This is a genomic window from Campylobacter concisus, assembly GCF_002092855.1.
Classification (GTDB): Bacteria; Campylobacterota; Campylobacteria; order Campylobacterales; family Campylobacteraceae; genus Campylobacter_A; species Campylobacter_A concisus_AI.
Map to the genome: position 1 here is coordinate 442670 of NZ_LVLC01000001.1, position 17700 is coordinate 460369.

Annotated in this window: 12 protein-coding genes; 1 reads left to right on the forward strand and 11 read right to left on the reverse strand. The window is 40.0% G+C overall.

Features of this window, described 5'->3' with window-relative positions; translation table 11 throughout:
* Nucleotides 1–74: 74 nt before the first annotated feature.
* From A3223_RS02245 to A3223_RS02265, 5 genes are all read right to left on the reverse strand, one after another.
* Entirely contained in the window at nucleotides 75–2642 is a 2568-nt protein-coding gene (locus A3223_RS02245; protein WP_084108428.1) for a molybdopterin-dependent oxidoreductase, read from the reverse strand.
* An 84-nt stretch (nucleotides 2643–2726) separates the two neighbouring features.
* Nucleotides 2727–3302 (reverse strand): cytochrome C heme-binding protein, encoded by a 576-nt coding sequence (locus tag A3223_RS02250; RefSeq protein WP_021090680.1) that lies wholly within the window; start codon nucleotides 3300–3302, stop codon nucleotides 2727–2729.
* Nucleotides 3303–3400: 98 nt separating this feature from the next.
* A complete protein-coding gene (locus A3223_RS02255) occupies nucleotides 3401–3823 on the reverse strand; it encodes an EamA family transporter (protein WP_084108430.1) in 423 nt (140 codons plus the stop codon).
* Nucleotides 3824–3868: 45 nt separating this feature from the next.
* Nucleotides 3869–4792, reverse strand: coding sequence for a Dyp-type peroxidase (locus tag A3223_RS02260; protein WP_084108432.1), 924 nt, complete (start codon nucleotides 4790–4792; stop codon nucleotides 3869–3871).
* A 20-nt stretch (nucleotides 4793–4812) separates the two neighbouring features.
* Entirely contained in the window at nucleotides 4813–5508 is a 696-nt protein-coding gene (locus tag A3223_RS02265) for a DUF4230 domain-containing protein (RefSeq protein ID WP_084108434.1), read from the reverse strand.
* A 280-nt stretch (nucleotides 5509–5788) separates the two neighbouring features.
* Between A3223_RS02265 and A3223_RS02270 the strand changes: the two genes are divergently transcribed.
* A complete protein-coding gene (locus A3223_RS02270; RefSeq protein ID WP_084108437.1) occupies nucleotides 5789–8980 on the forward strand; it encodes a S8 family serine peptidase in 3192 nt (1063 codons plus the stop codon).
* 43 nt (nucleotides 8981–9023) lie between these two features.
* On the opposite strand, the gene ilvA is transcribed toward A3223_RS02270, so the two are convergent.
* From ilvA to A3223_RS02300, 6 genes are read right to left on the reverse strand one after another with little or no spacing between them, the layout of a single operon-like run.
* A complete protein-coding gene (gene ilvA / locus A3223_RS02275; RefSeq protein WP_021090937.1) occupies nucleotides 9024–10235 on the reverse strand; it encodes a threonine ammonia-lyase in 1212 nt (403 codons plus the stop codon).
* A 23-nt stretch (nucleotides 10236–10258) separates the two neighbouring features.
* Entirely contained in the window at nucleotides 10259–11362 is a 1104-nt protein-coding gene (gene trmA, locus A3223_RS02280) for a tRNA (uridine(54)-C5)-methyltransferase TrmA (RefSeq protein WP_084108440.1), read from the reverse strand.
* 2 nt (nucleotides 11363–11364) lie between these two features.
* On the reverse strand, nucleotides 11365–13044 hold the full coding sequence (locus A3223_RS02285; RefSeq protein ID WP_141081791.1) for a Na+/H+ antiporter NhaC family protein: 1680 nt from the start codon (nucleotides 13042–13044) through the stop codon (nucleotides 11365–11367).
* 23 nt (nucleotides 13045–13067) lie between these two features.
* Nucleotides 13068–13814: an SDR family NAD(P)-dependent oxidoreductase gene (locus A3223_RS02290; protein ID WP_084108443.1), complete on the reverse strand. Its 747-nt coding sequence runs from the start codon at nucleotides 13812–13814 to the stop codon at nucleotides 13068–13070.
* An 8-nt stretch (nucleotides 13815–13822) separates the two neighbouring features.
* Nucleotides 13823–15034, reverse strand: a complete 1212-nt coding sequence (locus tag A3223_RS02295; RefSeq protein WP_084108446.1) for an ankyrin repeat domain-containing protein — start codon at nucleotides 15032–15034, stop codon at nucleotides 13823–13825.
* A 36-nt stretch (nucleotides 15035–15070) separates the two neighbouring features.
* Complete coding sequence (locus A3223_RS02300) at nucleotides 15071–17656, reverse strand: bifunctional aconitate hydratase 2/2-methylisocitrate dehydratase (RefSeq protein ID WP_084108449.1); 2586 nt, start codon at nucleotides 17654–17656, stop codon at nucleotides 15071–15073.
* Nucleotides 17657–17700: the final 44 nt, after the last annotated feature.

Sequence of the window (17700 nt, forward strand, 5' to 3'; positions counted from 1 at the left end):
TTAAGCTTTTGTGAGTAGTAGATTTATTTTAAATTTTAAGTTCAAAAGCAGGAGATAGCTCCCCTGCTTTGAAATTATTTAGAAAATTTTGGCTCAGCAAAAGCTGTAAGCTTTAATGCCTCGCCACCTTTATATTTCTCGATATTTACAAGAGCTGTGTGGCTGATGTTGCCGTTTGCTAGCTTACTTGTTGGGATATCTATGGTTAGCACGTTTGCACCGCCGTTTTTGCAAATTCCACTATCAAAGCCGTCATACCAAGCGCCCTCAGCTAGTTTTACAACGCCCTCTTTGATGTTTTTAGTCACGTGAGCACCTGCTAAAACCTCACCACGTACATTAAATACACGCACCAAGTCGCCACTTTGTACGCCAAGCTCTTTTGCGTCTTTTTCGTTGATCCAGATAGGCTCGCGATTTGCGATAGCGTATTTGTCACGAAGTGAAGTTTGACTTAGTTGTGAGTGCAAGCGGTCAGTTGGGTGAGCACTTATCATGTGGAATTTAGCTGGCTTATCTTTCATGCCTAGCCACTCGATCGGCTCAAACCACATTGGGTGTGCCTTGCAGTCGTCATAGCCCATTTTCTCGATAGTCTCTGAGTAAATTTCTATAAGACCACTTGGAGTTCCAAGAGCATTTAGCACAGGATCTTCTCTAAATTCGCCAAATCTCACCCAACTATCGCTATCTTGAGATGAGGCAAATGTAACTGGCTTGTTCTCGTTCCAAAACTCTTCAAATGGCTTCATATCAGTAGTTAGCTCTGGCACAGCCTTGACCTGAGCGTAGGCTGCGTCATAGTACTCTTTGATCCAGTCAAACTCATCCTTGCCGTTATCTGTGTAGGCAATGACTAAATTTTTAGCATAAGCTTTGCAAAGATCGATGAAAATTTGATAATCATCTCTTGCCTCGTGGTATTTCTCAACGACTTGTTTCATCGGCACGATGTTCATATTTGAGTAGTCGCCAGTCATGGTAATGTCGTTTCTCTCATACTCTGTAGTGACTGGGAAAACGATATCAGCCATTTTTGCTGTCGGTGTCCAGTATGATTCATGTACGACAACCGTTCTTGGCTTTCTCCACGCTTTTAAATTTGTATTTGTATCTTGGTGGTGCACAAGTGGATTACCGCCGACCCAGTAGATAAAGTCAATGTCTGGATAGGTGATCTTTTTGCCATTATGATCTATCACTTTGCCAGGATGCAATAACGCATCAGCGATCCTTGCTACCGGGAAGGCATAGCTGGTTGCTTTTTGTAGCCAGCTTTGGCCTGTACCTGCTGCTGCAGCAGCCTTTGCAACGAAGCGACCTCGTTTATCGAACTCACCTGTATCTGTACCTATAAACTCGCCTTTATCGTTAAATTTACCCACACTTGCGCTATTCATGCCACCGATAGCTGCGCCCTTGCATGTTGGTGCGCCACCGTTTGAGTAGTGATAGCTAAGTCCAAATCCCCCGCCAGGAAGTCCGATCTGACCGATCATAGCTGCTAATGTCACCATCGCCCAGTGCGGCTGCTCGCCGTGATGCGCGCGCTGCATACCCCAACCACTCATTATCATAGTGCGGTTTGCGACAAATGTATCAGCTAGCTCTTTTAAAACGTCTTTATCGATACCACAAATTTTGCTCGCCCACTTTAAATTTTTAGGAGTGTTGTCTGTCTTACCAAGTAGATATGGGAGAAATTTATCAAAGCCAGTTGTATAGGTCTCGATAAAATTTTTATCATACTTGCCGCTTTCATATAGGTAGTGCATCATACCAAGCATCATCGCTGTGTCGGTGTTTGGCACTGGGGCGATCCACTGAGCGTTGTCAAAGTATTGCGCTGTGTCACTCTTGATAGGGTCGATAATGATCACTTTGATATCTTTTTTGTTTTTTAGCTCTTCAAAGTACTTAAAGCCCTGCTCGTCGGTACTAGTCCAAGCTATGCGAAGTGTCGCAAGTGGGTTTGCACCCCAGATGACTACGACTTTTGAGTTCTCAAGTACGACTGGCCAGCTAGTTTGCTGCTCATAGACCTCGATACTACCCACAACGTGAGGCATTATGATCTGGCTAGCACCTGTTGAGTAGTCACCTAGTGAGCCAACAAAGCCGCCACTTAAATTCATAAATCTATGAAGTAAAATTCTTGAGTTATGCACGTTTCCACTTGACTTCCAGCCATAGCTACCCGCAAATACACTTTGTAAGCCTTTTTGTGCTCTTGTCTTTTTAAGCTCTCTTGCAACTAGCTTGATCGCCTCTTCGTAAGGCACCTCAACCCACTCATCCTTGCCGCGAAGCTCTGGCTTTGGACTATCTGGATTTTCAAGGTAGCTCTTTCTAACTGCTGGGCGCTTGATACGACATTTGTAGATCATATCTGGTGTGTAGTGCTGAAGTGGGTTGTAAATTTCACTTGTTTTTTGGATAGGCTCTGACTTTACTGCAACGCCGTTTTTGGTTGTCACTTTTAACATACCCCAGTGGGCAGCTGTGATGACCTCGCTATCTCTTAAAACACTCTTTTTTACGCCATCAGCAAATAAATTTGATGCTGTTACGCTTGAAAGCAAAGGTGTCGCTGCAATTGCTGTAGCACCTTTTTTTAGAAATTCTCGTCTGTTCTCGTTCATCTTATCTCCCTTTCATTTTTAAGTTTTCTTTTGAATAAGCTAAACTTTAATATTTGTTTTTACTCACCGCTACAAAAGTTTTGCTTATTTACCTAGGTTTACGTCAGATGAGTGTTTTTGAAGGTATTCAACAACCAACCACTCGTCTTTTTTCTCTATTGCGGTTCTGCCGATCATTGATTTTAGAAGTGACGGCCATTGGTTTGCGTTGAAATGTGTGGTTTGAGGCAACGCATGGCAAACGCCACAGCTCTCTTTATACATCTTATCAGCTTTTGCAAACATCGCATTTACATCGGTGCTAAAGCCATCTTTTTGAACGAAAACTGTCGTTTCTACCTCGTTCCATTTGCCATTTTTGCCCTCTTTTATCACTTTGATATCAAAAGGTGCAGTTTTTGCAAATGCTACTGAGATGATCCTCGCGCCATCAGCAAAATAAACTACGTTGCTAACGGCTGGGTTTTGATAGCCTTTTACTTTAATCTGCGCTCTATCGCCGCTTGTTTGTAAAATTTCAACTGCATTGGTTGGTAGCAGTCTGCCTATACTTTTTGTTGAGCTAGCGTCACCATAAACGTCTTTTACGACATCTGTGTAGTTTACACTAGCACCAAATGCTGCACAAGCCACGATGGCCGAAAAAATGATTTTTTTCATATTTCTCCCTTCAAAATGAAATCGTTCAAATTTTAGGAGCTTTTTGATTAATTACAAATTAAAATTAAAAATATATTTTAAGAATAATGCAGAAAATTTTATTTAAAAATGAGTAAAAATACGCCAGACACGATAAGACAGACGGCTAAAATTTCTTTTAAATTTAACCTCTCGCCAAGAAAGATGACAGCCAAAATGATAGCCAGCACAACGCTAAATTTATCAATCAAAGCCACTTGATAAACCTTGCCTGCCTGCATAGCTTTAAAATACATGAGCCACGAGAGCCCAGTTGCCATGCCACTTAGTATGAGAAAGAGCCAGTTTTTGGGGCTTAGTGAGCTTAGTGGTTGCCATTTTTTAGCCACGCTTAAAAGCAAAACAAGCATCAAAATGACAACGATCGTTCTTATAAATGTCGCAAAATCGCTGTCAATATCCTTTACGCCAAGCTTTGCAAAGATCGCTGTAAGTGCAGCAAAAACAGCTGAAAGAGCCGCGTAGATAAACCACTCTGGCATTTTTATTTAAAATTTAAAAGGGCAAGTTGCCTCACCCATTTAAATTTAGCCCTCATAATCGCTTAACATATCAACTGTTGGCACAAAATATAAGGCACCAGTTACTGGCGTACTAAAGTCAAGCAGTCTATCTGAGTTGCCCTTTGGCTCGCCGATAAACATCTTTTTAAGCATAAGCTCAACCGTTGAAAATGTGCTCGCATAAGCGATGAAGTAGGTGCCAGTTTTACTACCTTCAGTAAAAGGCATATTGCCACGCACGACCTTTTTATCATCTCCTACGTTTGCAGCAGCTGAGTGCGAATTTGTAGGTTTTACATCCTCGCTCATCTCGATGTCAAGCTCTTTTGAACGGCCTATTACCTTTTCTTGCTCACTTACGCTTGTAGCGTTCCACTCTTTCATATTATGGAAATATTTTTGTACAAAAACGTAGCTGCCACCTTTAAATTTAGCGTCCTCATCGCCAACTTTAGCAAAGAAATCTCTCTCCTCGCCCTCAGGATTTTCAGTGCCATCAACAAAGCCAATTATCGCCCTACCGTCATGATACTTAAAGCCTTGCGTCTCGTCTGTAAGCTCTGCAAATTTAAAAAGTACGGCCTTTATCGCTTGAGCCATATCGAAGCAATCAGGCGCATTTAAAGCGCGGATGTGGATATGAATATCGCCCTTTGTGCTAACAGCTTCGTGTTTATCGCCTTTTATCGCTTTAAAATTCATAAGCTCTTTTGGCAATTCTTTTGAAATTTCAAGCTTTTTCCAAGCATCATGACCCACGCCAAGGACGCAGTTTACATTTTCATTTGCGCCAAATCTAATCTTGGCAGTTTTATTTAAATTTACAACCAAGGCGCAAAGCTCGGCAAACCCATCTTTACAAGCCTTTTTATCAGCTGTTAAAACCCATGTTTGAAAGACTGTGTTGTTGCCTGGTGTCTGCGTGACTTCTTGTGAATTTACGCTCATTTTTTCTCCTTTTTAAAATTTTATGCAATATTTTCTAAATTTAGTTGCGAGCTGATCTGCTCATCATTATCGTCAAAAATAAACTCAACTTTGTTTGCGCCAAAGCTCTTAGCTATCGCTTCAAGCGTATCGCAAGCTGATTTATGAATTTTACTTTGAAGCTGTGAGATAAGGCGAACGCTCATCTTTTTGACTTCGTTTCTTGCCTCTTCAATTAGTCTATTTTTATCTTCTTCTGTAAAAGTGCTACCAAAAAAGCCATTTAGCGAGTCAGGCAGTAAAAATGGTATAAATTTGCCGTTTTTCTCATCGTAAAATTTCATATCGGCGATTGAGAATTTATACTTGCAAGGAGGCATTTTTATCTTATAGCTAGAGTTTGCGATCTGCGTGATCTCGAGCTTTGGGCTAGTTAGATCGTAGATGAAATTTATCTCAAACTCAAATATCATCGAAAGCTTCTTCTCGCTTATAAGCCATCTTAGATACTCTTTGCCAAAATTTCCAAACGCATGATCTGTCTTTGTGACGATCTCTTTGCTATAAACTTGAAAAACAGATAGCTCGCCAATACTTTTTAGCTGCGAAATTTCAGTGCTGACTGAGAGATTTTCGCTATCATCTTTTGCCTTTTTTAACGCCTTATTTGACCTATAAAATGCAAATGCCAAAACAGCTAATAAGATAGCTAATATCAAATTTGCATATTCGCTCATTTTTTCTCCTTTAAAGCTTGCTATTTTAGCTTAAATTTGTAAAGCAGAGATGAAATTCTACTTTTATTAAAAATTATATTTAAATAATTGTTTTAAAATAAAATCGTAATTAATAATATTTATGTGATACCATTTTAATTATTTTTTCATATCTTATAGTAAAAATAGCGTAAAAAAGGGATTATTAAAGTAAATTTTTATCATAAATTTTAATATTTTAATTAATAATTTATTTTAAGGATATTACAATCCATTTAAATTTTATGCAAAAGGATGAGATGTGAAAAGATCCATTTTAAATAAAAAATGTATTTTTATAAGTGCAGCTTGTTGTGCTCTTTTGTTTACAAATTCGCTAAAAGCCAACGATCAAGAAAGTGGTAAATTTGGCGACATAAGTAGCTGGCAGAGCGCTGAATATGAAGCATACTGGGGACTAAAGCGTATCAATGCAGCTATTGCGTATGCTCTTGGAGTGACAGGCAAAGGTGTGACGCTTGGCGTTATGGACTCTGGCGCATTACTTAGCCACCCTGAACTTAGTGACGGTAGGATAAGCGCACTAAAAATTTCTGGTAGCTACTACAAAGACGGACAAAAATATCCAGATACTGAGCACGGCAACTCTCCTTTTTTAAAAAAGGGAAGCACTGATAAAAATAGAGCTGACTTTGGCGACTTTAAAAAAGGTGATAAATTTGAAGCTGATGGCAACTGGATCGCTGGTGTAAACGACTCGCACGGCACGCACGTAGCTGGCACAATTGCTGGCTCAAGAGATGGTAAAGGGATGCATGGTGTAGCATTTGACTCAAAACTTATAGTAGGAAATACTGGCGGAACCGATGGTATGACATATGGACCAAACCAAGACTACAACTTCTTTTTAGCATCTTATGAGGGACTAGCTAAAGCTGGTGCAAGAGCTATAAATAATAGTTGGGGTTCAAACCGAAAATTTTATAAAGCTTATGAGGGAGCAATTGGATTTGATGGTGGCAATAGCTTAGATATAAAAGATCTTGACGCAGCCTATAAAAGCTACTATCCATTTGTCACAAATGGTAAAAATTTCTTAGATGCTGCTTATGAAGTCGCCAAAAAATACGGCATCATTCAAGTCTTCACTGCCGGAAATAGAAATGGCATGAAAGAGTCATACACAAGAGCAATGCTTCCATATTTTCGTCCAGATGCTGAAAAATACTGGATAAACGTTACTGGAATGACAGATGGCGATGCACAACATTTTAATACCGCAGGACACTCAAAATGGTGGAGTATCGCAGCACCTGGTAAAAGTATAAAATCAAGCACAGTTGATCCTAAAAATGGAAACGCTGGTTATGATAGCTGGGATGGTACATCAATGGCAGCTCCACACGTCACTGGCGCACTTGGTCTTGTCATGCAAAGATATCCATATATGAGCAACTCTCAAGCAAGAGATGTTTTACTAACTACCGCAAGACAAGTTAGAGATGAGTTTAAAAAGCCAGCCGATACAAGAAGAATTTCTGGCTTTACTGCGCCACTTGGCGTACCTGATGAGCGCTGGGGCTGGGGAGCACTTGATATGTCAAAGGCTATGTTTGGACCAGGACAGCTACTAGGCGTATTTGATGTAAGTCTAGACACAGACGATCTTTACTCAAATAATATCAGTGATGTAGCCATAAAATACAGAAAGACTGAGGATGAAGCAGAGGCACAAATTTGGGCTAATCGCAAAGCCGAGCTTGAACAAATGTCAAATTTAACAGCCGAGCAAAGGGCTGAACTTGATATAGGCAACGCTAGAGAAAAAGCAAGAGAGCAAAGAGCTAGCGAAGGCTACGAAGGAACTCTTATTAAGAGAGGTCTAGGCACTCTAAAACTAGCAGGCACCAACTCATACACTGGCAAAACCATAATAAAAAGTGGCAAGATCACAGCACTAAATCAATCACTAAAATCAAGCGAAGTAGTAGTCGAAAATGGTGGTGCACTTGAGATTGTTAAAGAGATGAGTGTTAGAGAGATTGATAGAAATAAATTTTCTCAAAAGCTATCTTTTAAAGACGTAACTAGAAAAAGTACAAATGACGCAGTAAAAGCTACTATAAAAACAGGCGGTAGTTATATCATCTCAAATAATGCAGCAAATTTAAATCTAAAATTTGAAAAGAACTCTATCATAGATATAAGCAAGCCAGATGTAGATATCATGAAAAGACTATATGATGATAGCTCAAAAGCAAAAACTTACACCGTAACTGGAAATTTTAGTGGCTATAATGACACCATCTTAAGAAAATATGCATTTTTTGATCTTAGTAGAAATTATAGTGACAACAAGCTAGAATTAACACTTAAAAAATCAAAAAACACGATAACAAGTATTGCAGCTAGCGATAACCAAAAAAGAGTAGCGCAACTCATAGAGAGTACAGCTAGCAGACCAGCACTCCTTGCTTCGCCGTTTAGAAGTAGACCAGCAGTCATCACGAGTGATCTATATAGACACTTCATCTACGCTACACCAAAAGAAGCAAGTGATACGCTAAAAACATTTGCAAATAATGCAAATTTAGCTCAACATAATGCATTTTTACTAGAAAACATCTTACTCAAAAATGCAATTATCAACCATGAATTTGATCCATTCAGTGCAAAAGCAATCGATGCGAGTGGTATGAATTTTTGGTCAAATACCATGGCTAATGCTATGAAATTTGATGATGTAAAAGCAAACTCACTCACTCAGCTTTTTGGATTTGACGGTAGCATAAATGATGTTTTCACACTTGGTGGCGTGCTTGGTGCTAGCAGTGAAAAAGTAAAAGAAGATGGCGATGATGCTTATAAAACAAAAGGCACAAGTATAGGCATCTACGGAAAAAGCCAGATCGCTAGCACAAAACTAGACCTTGGTCTCATATATACAAATTCTAAACGAAAAACGCAAAATGGTGCTACGATCGTTAGTTTCTACTCAGATGAGCATGTAAAAAGCAAGGAAAAAGCACTTACTGCTTACGCAAATTTGGCACTAACTAGCTTTAACAGTGCGAATTTCTCACTAAATCCTTATGTGGGCGCAAGCTATCTACGCATGAAAACTGATAGTACTAGCCAAAATGTAGGAATTTTCAGAATGGACGTTGATGAAAAAACTAGGAATTTAGGTGTATTTAGCATAGGTCTAAACCCTAGCGTACCATTTAGTCTTAGTAGTACAAAGATGAAATTTGAAGCTGATCTAGCCTACAATAGACTAGTTGGCGATACAAGACCAAATATCGGCGTAAATATCGCAAATGCTGGATACTTAGAACTTGAAGGAAAAGAGGTACGCGATCTTGGCACAGCTAGCCTTGGTGTAAAGGCGAATGTTTATAAAAATATAAATTTAGGCCTATCTTACACAGGTGCTTTTGCTAAAGACGTGAAGTCAAACAGCGTAAATGCGAAATTTGAAATTTTGTTTTAATAGAAGTTATGCTCGCTACTTTAAATAGTAGCGAGCCATTAAATTAAAATAGTTGAGTGAAAGAAAATCCATTTTTAGTAAGAACTTCTTTGATCTTTTCTTGATGCTCAAGACCCTTTGTTTCAAGCGTGATCGTAATGCTTGCATCGCCATAATCAAGCCTTGTCGAGAAGCGATCGTAGTCGATCTTGACGATGTTTGCGTTTGCTGATTTGAGACTATCTGTTAGGCTCATGAGCGCTCCTGGCTTATCCACAAGTGTGATTTGCAAGGTCATCTTGCGGTGAGACTTGATAAGACCCTTTTCGATAATAATAGAAAGTACCTGAACATCGATATTTCCACCACTTAGCACCACGCCTATCTTTGCGCCTTTTTTAAATTTGATCTTATCATGCATAAGTGCTGCCACGCCAGCTGCGCCAGCTCCTTCTACAACGATCTTTTGAGTCTCTAGCAAAAACAAAATCGCAGTTGCGATCTCCTCATCATCAACTTGCACAAACTCATCAACACACTCAATAATATTTGCCAGTGTGATCTCGCTCGCATCACGCACAGCGATGCCATCTGCTATGGTGCGGACTGATTTTGAGTTTATACTCTTTTTAGCGCCGTAGCTATTAAACATCGCTGGAGCGCCTTTTGCACCGACACAGATTACTTTTGTCTTTGGATTAACTTGTTTTATACAGCTTGCCACACCACTAGCTAATCCGCCGCCGCCAACTGGAACGATGACTATATCAAGGTCACTTATCTCATCAAGCATCTCAAGCCCAACAGTGCCCTGCCCCGCCATGACGTACTCGTCGTTAAATGGATGAACAAAAGTCATACCCTTATCTTTGGCGTAATTAACCGCAAAAGCATACGCCTCGTCAAAATTATCACCCTTTAAAATAACTTCTGCACCAAGGTCTTTCGTACCAGCAACCTTTAGAAGTGGGGTTGATTCTGGCATGATGATACAAGCGTGTACGCCAAATTCTTTCGCACTTATCGCTACGCCTTGAGCGTGATTGCCAGCACTTGCGGCTACTACGCCACGCTTTCTCTCTTCATCGCTTAGGCTAGCTATTTTATTGTAAGCACCTCTTATCTTATAAGCTCCAGTTCGTTGTAAATTTTCTTCTTTTAGATAGATGCTTGCTCCCAAATTTTTACTAAGTTTCGCACTCAAAGCAAATGGAGTTTTATTTACGAAATGACCGATCGTGATCTTTGCTTGGATGATTTTATTTAGTGAAACCATTTTTTTATTTTTCCTTTTTTAAATTATTCTTTTGCCCTTAGTAGCACGCCACACTCGATGTGATGAGTATTTGCAAACTGATCAAAAATGGCAAATTTTATCACTTCATGGCTTTTACAAAGCTCTTTTAAATTTTCTTTTAGAGTCTCTGGATTGCACGAGATATAGATGATATTTTTGAAATTTTTGATGAAATTTATGACACTTTCGCTTAATCCTGCGCGAGGCGGATCGACAAGAATATGAGAGAAGTTAAAGTTGCTTAAATTTATATCCTTTAGTCTATTAAATTCCCTAACGCCAGCAAATGCGCTCATAAGCTCGTCAGCATCCATTCGTAAAAATTTGATATTTTTAGCCTTGTTTAGCTCACAGTTTTTAAAGGCATTTGCGATCGAGCTTTTTGAAATTTCAGTGGCAAGAACGTTTTTAAATTTAAATGAAAGCGGAATAGTAAAATTTCCATGTCCGCAGTAGAGCTCAAGAAGGTCAGCACCGCCTTGCACACACTCTTTTGCCCAAGCTATCATCTTTTCATTTACGGCTCTATTTGGCTGGATAAAGGCATTCTCACTTAGGCTAAATTTATAAATTTCACCACCAACGTCTAGCTCATCAATCAAATTTAGCTCACAACTTAGCAGCTTTTGCCCACGAGATCTAGCAAGTATGGTGACATTAAGCTTGTTAGCTAAAATTTTCATAGCCGCCTCAAACTCGTTATCAAGCCTTTTATGGTAAAGAAGTGTAACCAAAATACCACTTTTACAAGAGATAAATTCCACTCCAAAAAGCTTTGCGCGCAGTATTTCGTTCTCTTGTAAGCCATAAAGCAAGCTTGGCATGAGATCTGAAATTTGCTCGCAGACCTTTGGACAATCATCTATAAAGACCTTTTTGCCCTTTTCGCTTGCATGCATAGTATAGCAAAGCTTGCTGCCTTCGTGCCAGATACCAAACTCAGCTCTTGTACGGTAGTGTTTTGGTTTTGAGCTAAAAACATCAAACTCACCATCATAAAACTCTGAAAAATTTTGTTTTATAAGATCAGTTTTAAATAAAATTTGCTCATCATAAGGAGTAAAAAGAGTGCAAGAGCCACACTCTTTTAGATAATTGCAATCCAAATTTATGCTTCTACTTTCTTTCCAACAAATCTAACTAGTGCCCAAATCGCTAAAAATCCGCAAGGAAGTGCGATCCAAACGCTAAGACCAAGTGCAACCGGCAAGTAACCAACTAGCACACAAACTGCACAAACGCTAAGCGCATAGACCATTTGAGTCGATACGTGATCGATATGATTACATCCTGCGCCCATTGATGAAAGTATCGTAGTATCCGATATCGGTGAGCAGTGATCGCCAAAGATTGCGCCTGTAAGCACGCCTGAAATATTTACGATCATATATGCATGCATCGCATCGCCCTCTAGGCCGTAGTTTTTGCCGACAGCATAAGCTAGTGGGATAGCTAGAGGCATTAAAATACCCATTGTGCCATAGCTTGTTCCAGTTGAGAAGCTAATAAACGAACCAAGAATAAAAACAGCAACTGGCAGGATAAATTTAGGTGTAGAAGAGCTTAATAGATCAACCAAATATCTTGATGTGCCAAGTTCTTTGATAACAGCACTAAGGCTCCACGCAAGAAGCAAAATGACAACCGTGATAATCATAGTCTTCCAGCCCTTTACCCATGTGCTAATAGCCTCTTTTACGTCAAAAATTTTACGCCAAACGCCCATTGTAATAGCTACGATACTAGCAAGTAACGCTGCTTGAAATAGCGATGTAGCTGAGTCTGCTGCGCCAAAAGTATCTTTAAATGTAGAAAATGAAAGCGGATTAGCAAGTGCATTTTTAAGAGTATCGCCCTCAAGTGCAGCAAGACCACTAAAGTAAAAACTAGTAAATGCGCCAATAACCAACACAAGAAGTGGCACAACAGCATTTGCAGCACTTAGTTTTACACCCTCTTTTGGCTCAAGTGTTTTATCTTCAAGATCTTGGATTTGAGTTTTGCCCGAGTGAAGCTCGCCTCTTCTAGCGCGTCTTTCAGCTAATAGCATTGGTCCGTATTCACGTTGCATCAAGGCTGTACAGACTATAAAAAATAAGATGAAGAGGTTGTAAAATCTATATGGAATTGTCTCGATAAATATAGAATAAGCATTAATGCCAGTCTCTCCAACTAGCTCATAGCCCTTTTCGATGAGTGAAACCTCAAGGCCAACCCATGTCGAGATGATAGCAATACCAGCGATCGGTGCCGCAGTAGCATCTATGATAAAAGCTAGCTTTTCGCGGCTTATTTTAAATTTATCGCTTATTGGTCTCATGATTGGACCTACTATTAGAGCATTTGCATAGTCATCAAAAAATACAAAAATTCCCATGAGCCATGTTGAAATTTGAGCTGAAATGCCGCTTTTTGCCTTTTTACTAAGCCAAAGAGCAACTGCCTTTGTACCACCCATTTTTGTAATGAGTGCGACCACACCACCGATACAAAGCACTTGAAGTAAAATTCCTGAATCAGTCTTATCAGCCATTGATTCAACGACCCTTGAAACGATACCTGTAAAGCCTTTTACGATACCCATAAAGAAGTTTTCATTGATGATATTTATGAGAAACGTTCCGCTAAAAACACCTATAAATAGCGACAAGATGACGTCTTTTGTGATAAAGGCAAGTGCTATTGCCACAACTGGCGGTATAAGCGTGAATACACCATAAATTTCAGCGTTTCTCTTTGCCACTTCTGGATCAACTCCAAAAAGCGCAATGCTAAAAAAAGTAATAATAAAATTTGTCTCACAAGAACTCCTTAAAATTTTTCTATCGCAAGCCCAGCCCAAGTCTGCGTATTTGCCATGACTTCGACTCTATTTATATTAACACTTCCGGGCATATTTAGACAATTTACCAAAATAGTCGCGATATCCTCAGATGTGATGAAATTTGTATTTTCATAAAGGCTATCCGCCTTTGCCTTATCTCCCCTAAATCTAACCTCACTAAATTCAGTCTTGCAAAGCCCTGGTTCGATGTTTGTCACCCTGATATTTGTGCCAACTAGATCGTTTCTTAAATTTAGACTAAACTGCTTTACAAAGGCCTTTGTGGCACCATAAACGTTACTTCCAGGATATGGCCATGAGCCAGCTGTCGAGCCTAGGTTAAATATATAGCCCTTTTCCTGTTTGTAAAGTAGCGGCAAAACCGCCTTTGTTGAGTAGATAAGACCCTTGACGTTGGTGTCTATCATCGCCTCAAAGTCCTCCACCTTCGCATCTATCGTCTTTTCAAGTCCAAGAGCCATACCAGCGTTATTTACAAGCACTTCGATATCCTTAAATTTATCAGGTAAGCTCTCTACCGCCTTAAAAACAGCCTCTTTGTCGCGTATGTCAGCTACGATAATATGCGTATCGCCAAGCTCTGCTGCAAGCTTCTTTAGCCTATCTTCTCGCCTTGCAAGAGCGACTATCTTGTAGCCCTCTTTTGAGAGTCTTCTGGCGATCGCCTCGCCAAATCCAGATGTTGCACCGGTTACAAAAGCTGTCTTTTTCATGATTTTTCCTAATTGAAATTTGGCTTTAAGCCCAAATTTTCTAAAAATTTGATCGTCTTTTCGTTTTGTTCTTTCATGGCATAGTCAAGCGCGTTAAATCCAGCATCATCAGTAACGTTGATATCAGCGCCATTATCTATCAAAAGTTTTAAAATTTCTGGCGTTGCATGAGCTGCTGCATGCATAAAAACGCTTCTGTTTGTATGCTCTAGACCGCATGTATCTTCAACTTGCGTCATACCCAAATTTATCATATTCATCTTGGCATTTTCGTCTATGTAACTCTCATTTGCATTGGCACCATTTTTTAGCAAAAGCTCACAAAGTGGCTTATCGCTAAACTGCACAGCATAAAAAAGTACACTTTTTCCAAAGAAATTTTTGTGATTTACATCGGCTTTATTTGCAAGTAAAATTTTTACATTTTCTATATTTTTTAAAGCAAAAAATAGCGGTGTCTCATCGCCTAAATTCACATCGGCCCCACGCCTTATGATCTCTTTTATCATATCACTACTTTTTTCGTTTAAAAGCGCGATATTAAGTAAATTTGTAAGCTCAGCGGTACTGAAATTTTTTGAGTAAAGCAAATTTGCTAGCTCATCGGAATTTATCCTTTGAGCCATTATATTTTGCTCAGGTGTTAAAATTTTAGCTTTATTTACACTTTTACCGACACCAAAAGTCAAAAACTCATTTACCACGCTAGTCGCGTAATACACAGCACTTGGCGTATCAAGCCCAAGGCTTTCATAAAATTTTACAAGCGGAGTTTGGACATTTTTATAGGCTTCTAAAAATTTTTTATATTTTAAAAAATTAAACAAACTCTCGTTTGCCCAGTACCTAAGATACTCCATTCTGGCGTCTTTTTCTCTCTCAGCAACCTTTGGCTCTGCAAGCTCTTTTTGGTAAAGCTCAGGCGCAAATGATGCTTTTAGCAAAAGCCATCTGAGCTTGTTTAAATTTTCTTTATAAACTCTATCGCCAACGCAGCTTTGAGACTCACTTCTCACAGCCACACTCGCATCAAAAAGCTCTTTTACCTCTTTTAAGTTTAAAAGTGAGCCATCACAGTAAAATAGCCCCTCATTCGTGTAAGCAAGATCGTTTGGAGTAGTTTTAAAGTTCTCTTTTTTGGCAAGATCACTGCACTCTAAAGCGTGTAAATTTATCAAAAAACAAACGCTAAAAAAGAGAAAAAAAACTACTTTTTTCATCAAAGCTCCTTAAAATTTCGCGATATTGTAACAAATTTATATACTAAACTCGCTTATTTCATTAAATTTTAGATATTTATAAATTTCATCTTTATTTAAGCCAAGACTATCTTTTACTATCTTTTTATATTCATCTACACTTGGTAAACGCCCAAGTAGTGCACAAACGGCGGCTAGCTCGGCACTTCCTAGATAGACCTTCGCGCCCATGCCCATTCTGTTATCAAAATTTCTGGTTGATGTAGAAAAGACAACGGCATTGTCATTAACTCTTGCTTGATTGCCCATACAAAGCGAGCAGCCTGGCACCTCTGTCCTAGCCTCCAGCCTCTTAAATATCTCATAAACGCCTTCATTTTCAAGCGTGCTTTTATCCATCTTTGTCGGTGGTGCGATCCAAAGCCTAGTTGTAAGCTTGCTCTCGTGCTCCAAAATTCTAGCTAGTGCTCTGTAATGGCCGATATTTGTCATACAGCTTCCCACAAAAACTTCATCTATTTTATGCACTCTTTTGTTATCAACTAAAATTTCACTTAGCGTTGCCACATCGTCTGGGTCATTTGGACACGCCAAAATCGGCTCATCTATCTGCGACAAATCGATCTCTAAAATTTCAGCGTATTTTGCATCTTTATCGGCTCTTAAAAGAGTTGGATTTTCAAGCCATTTTTGCATTTTTTCTTTTCGTCTAAGCAGGGTCTCACGGCTCTCGTAACCAGCTTTTATCATCGCGTCAATTAGCGCAACGTTTGAGCGAACGTACTCCACAACGCTATCAACGCTTAAATTTACCACGCAAGCCGCAGCCGAGCGTTCAGCCGAAGCGTCACTTAGCTCAAACGCCTGTTCCACTTTTAGGCCCTCTAACCCCTCGATCTCTAAAATTTTGCCCGCAAAAATGTTCTTTTTATTTTTCTTTTCAACGCTTAAAAGCCCTTTTTTGATAGCAAAATAAGGTATCGCATTTACAAGATCCCTAAGCGTCACGCCCTCTTTTAGCTCGCCTTTAAATTTGATCAAAACCGACTCTGGCATATTTAGTGGCATCATTCCAAGTACCGCTGCAAACGCCACTAGGCCGCTGCCCGCCGGAAAGCTGATACCAATAGGAAATCTCGTATGACTATCGCCACCAGTGCCCACGCTGTCAGGCAGTACCATGCGGTTTAGCCAAGAGTGGATGACGCCATCGCCTGGTTTTAGACTCACACCGCCACGTAAATTTATAAATTTTGGCAAGCTCTCATGCATCACAAGATCACTTGGCTTTGGATAAGCGGCCGTGTGGCAAAAGCTTTGCAAAACAAAATCCGCCCCGAAACTAAGGCTAGCAAGCTCTTTGATCTCATCTCTAGTCATCGGCCCAGTGGTGTCTTGCGAGCCAACGGTCAAAATTTCAGGCTCCACGTATGCCCCAGCTCTAACGCCAGCTACACCACAAGCCTTGCCAACCATCTTTTGAGCCAGCGTATAGCCACCGCCCTGCTCTTTTGGCTGATCTGGCTTTATAAAAATTTGCTCCTCGCCAAGCCCTAGAGCCTCTCTGGCCTTTTTGGTCACTTGGCGCCCTATCATAAGTGGTATCCTGCCCCCCGCTCTTATCTCGTCGCTTAGAGTGTTTGGGTTTAGTTTAAAATTTGCCACGAGCTTTTTCTCAGTGCCAATAAGCTTATAAATTTCGCCTTTAAATGGATAAATTTCTATCTCATCGCCCATCTCAAGCTCATTTACGTTTGCAACTATCGGCAGTGCGCCGCTGTCTTCCGCGGTGTTAAAAAATATCGGAGCTATGGTCGTGCCTATCACGATACCGCCAGTTTTTTTGTTTGGCACGCCCTCGATCTCATCGCCAAGGTGCCACTGGATCGAGTTTATACCGCTTTTTCTACTGCTGCCAGTGCCAACCACATCGCCAACATACGCCACTTTTTTACCACGAGTTTTAAGTTCTTTTAAAATTTCTAGACCCTCAGGCATCTTTTTAACAAGCATTGCTTTTGCGTGAAGTGGTATGTCGGCCCTTGTATAGGCCTCACTCGCTGGACTTAGGTCGTCAGTATTTGTCTCACCAGGTACTTTAAAAACGACTGCGTTTGTACAGGTTTCGATTGGCTTTTTATGCGTAAACCACTCAGCATTTGCCCAAGAAGCAAGCACCTCTTTTGCAAATTTATTGTTGCTACTTAGCTTTGCGATCTCGTCAAAATATTCATGCACTAGGATGATATTTTTTAGCTCATTTGCCGCAGCATGCGCGATATTTTCATCGCTATTTTTTAGAGCTCGCACCAAAATTTCTACATTGTATCCGCCAAGCATCTTGCCTAAAATTTTAATAGCACGCATAGCGTCAAGACCGCTAACAGCAAGCCCATCTATCACTTCGCCAAGAAAGTTTGCCTTTATCTTCGCTGCGTCATCAACGCCGGGATTGATACGAGTTTCAAGCAAACTTATAAGAAATTTTAGCTCGCTTTGCGTCTTTTCGTCACCACTAGACTTGCTAGCAAACTTTATTAGCTCGCAAACTTCACTTGTTTGCTTGGCATTTAGCGCAAGCGGTGGCACGCCCTCTTTTTCTCGCTCGCTCACGTGTTTTTCGTAGTCGGTAAAAAAGCTCATGAAATTCCTTTGTGGTTTTTGCTCGTTATTTTTAGTCTAAAATC

Coding starts and splice junctions, on each gene's coding strand:
- A3223_RS02245 (WP_084108428.1), bottom strand. CDS start 2,642: ATGAACGAGAACAGACGAGAATTTCTAAAAAAAGGTGCTACAGCAATT.
- A3223_RS02250 (WP_021090680.1), bottom strand. CDS start 3,302: ATGAAAAAAATCATTTTTTCGGCCATCGTGGCTTGTGCAGCATTTGGT.
- A3223_RS02255 (WP_084108430.1), bottom strand. CDS start 3,823: ATGCCAGAGTGGTTTATCTACGCGGCTCTTTCAGCTGTTTTTGCTGCA.
- A3223_RS02260 (WP_084108432.1), bottom strand. CDS start 4,792: ATGAGCGTAAATTCACAAGAAGTCACGCAGACACCAGGCAACAACACA.
- A3223_RS02265 (WP_084108434.1), bottom strand. CDS start 5,508: ATGAGCGAATATGCAAATTTGATATTAGCTATCTTATTAGCTGTTTTG.
- ilvA (WP_021090937.1), bottom strand. CDS start 10,235: ATGGTTTCACTAAATAAAATCATCCAAGCAAAGATCACGATCGGTCAT.
- A3223_RS02290 (WP_084108443.1), bottom strand. CDS start 13,814: ATGAAAAAGACAGCTTTTGTAACCGGTGCAACATCTGGATTTGGCGAG.
- A3223_RS02295 (WP_084108446.1), bottom strand. CDS start 15,034: ATGAAAAAAGTAGTTTTTTTTCTCTTTTTTAGCGTTTGTTTTTTGATA.
- A3223_RS02300 (WP_084108449.1), bottom strand. CDS start 17,656: ATGAGCTTTTTTACCGACTACGAAAAACACGTGAGCGAGCGAGAAAAA.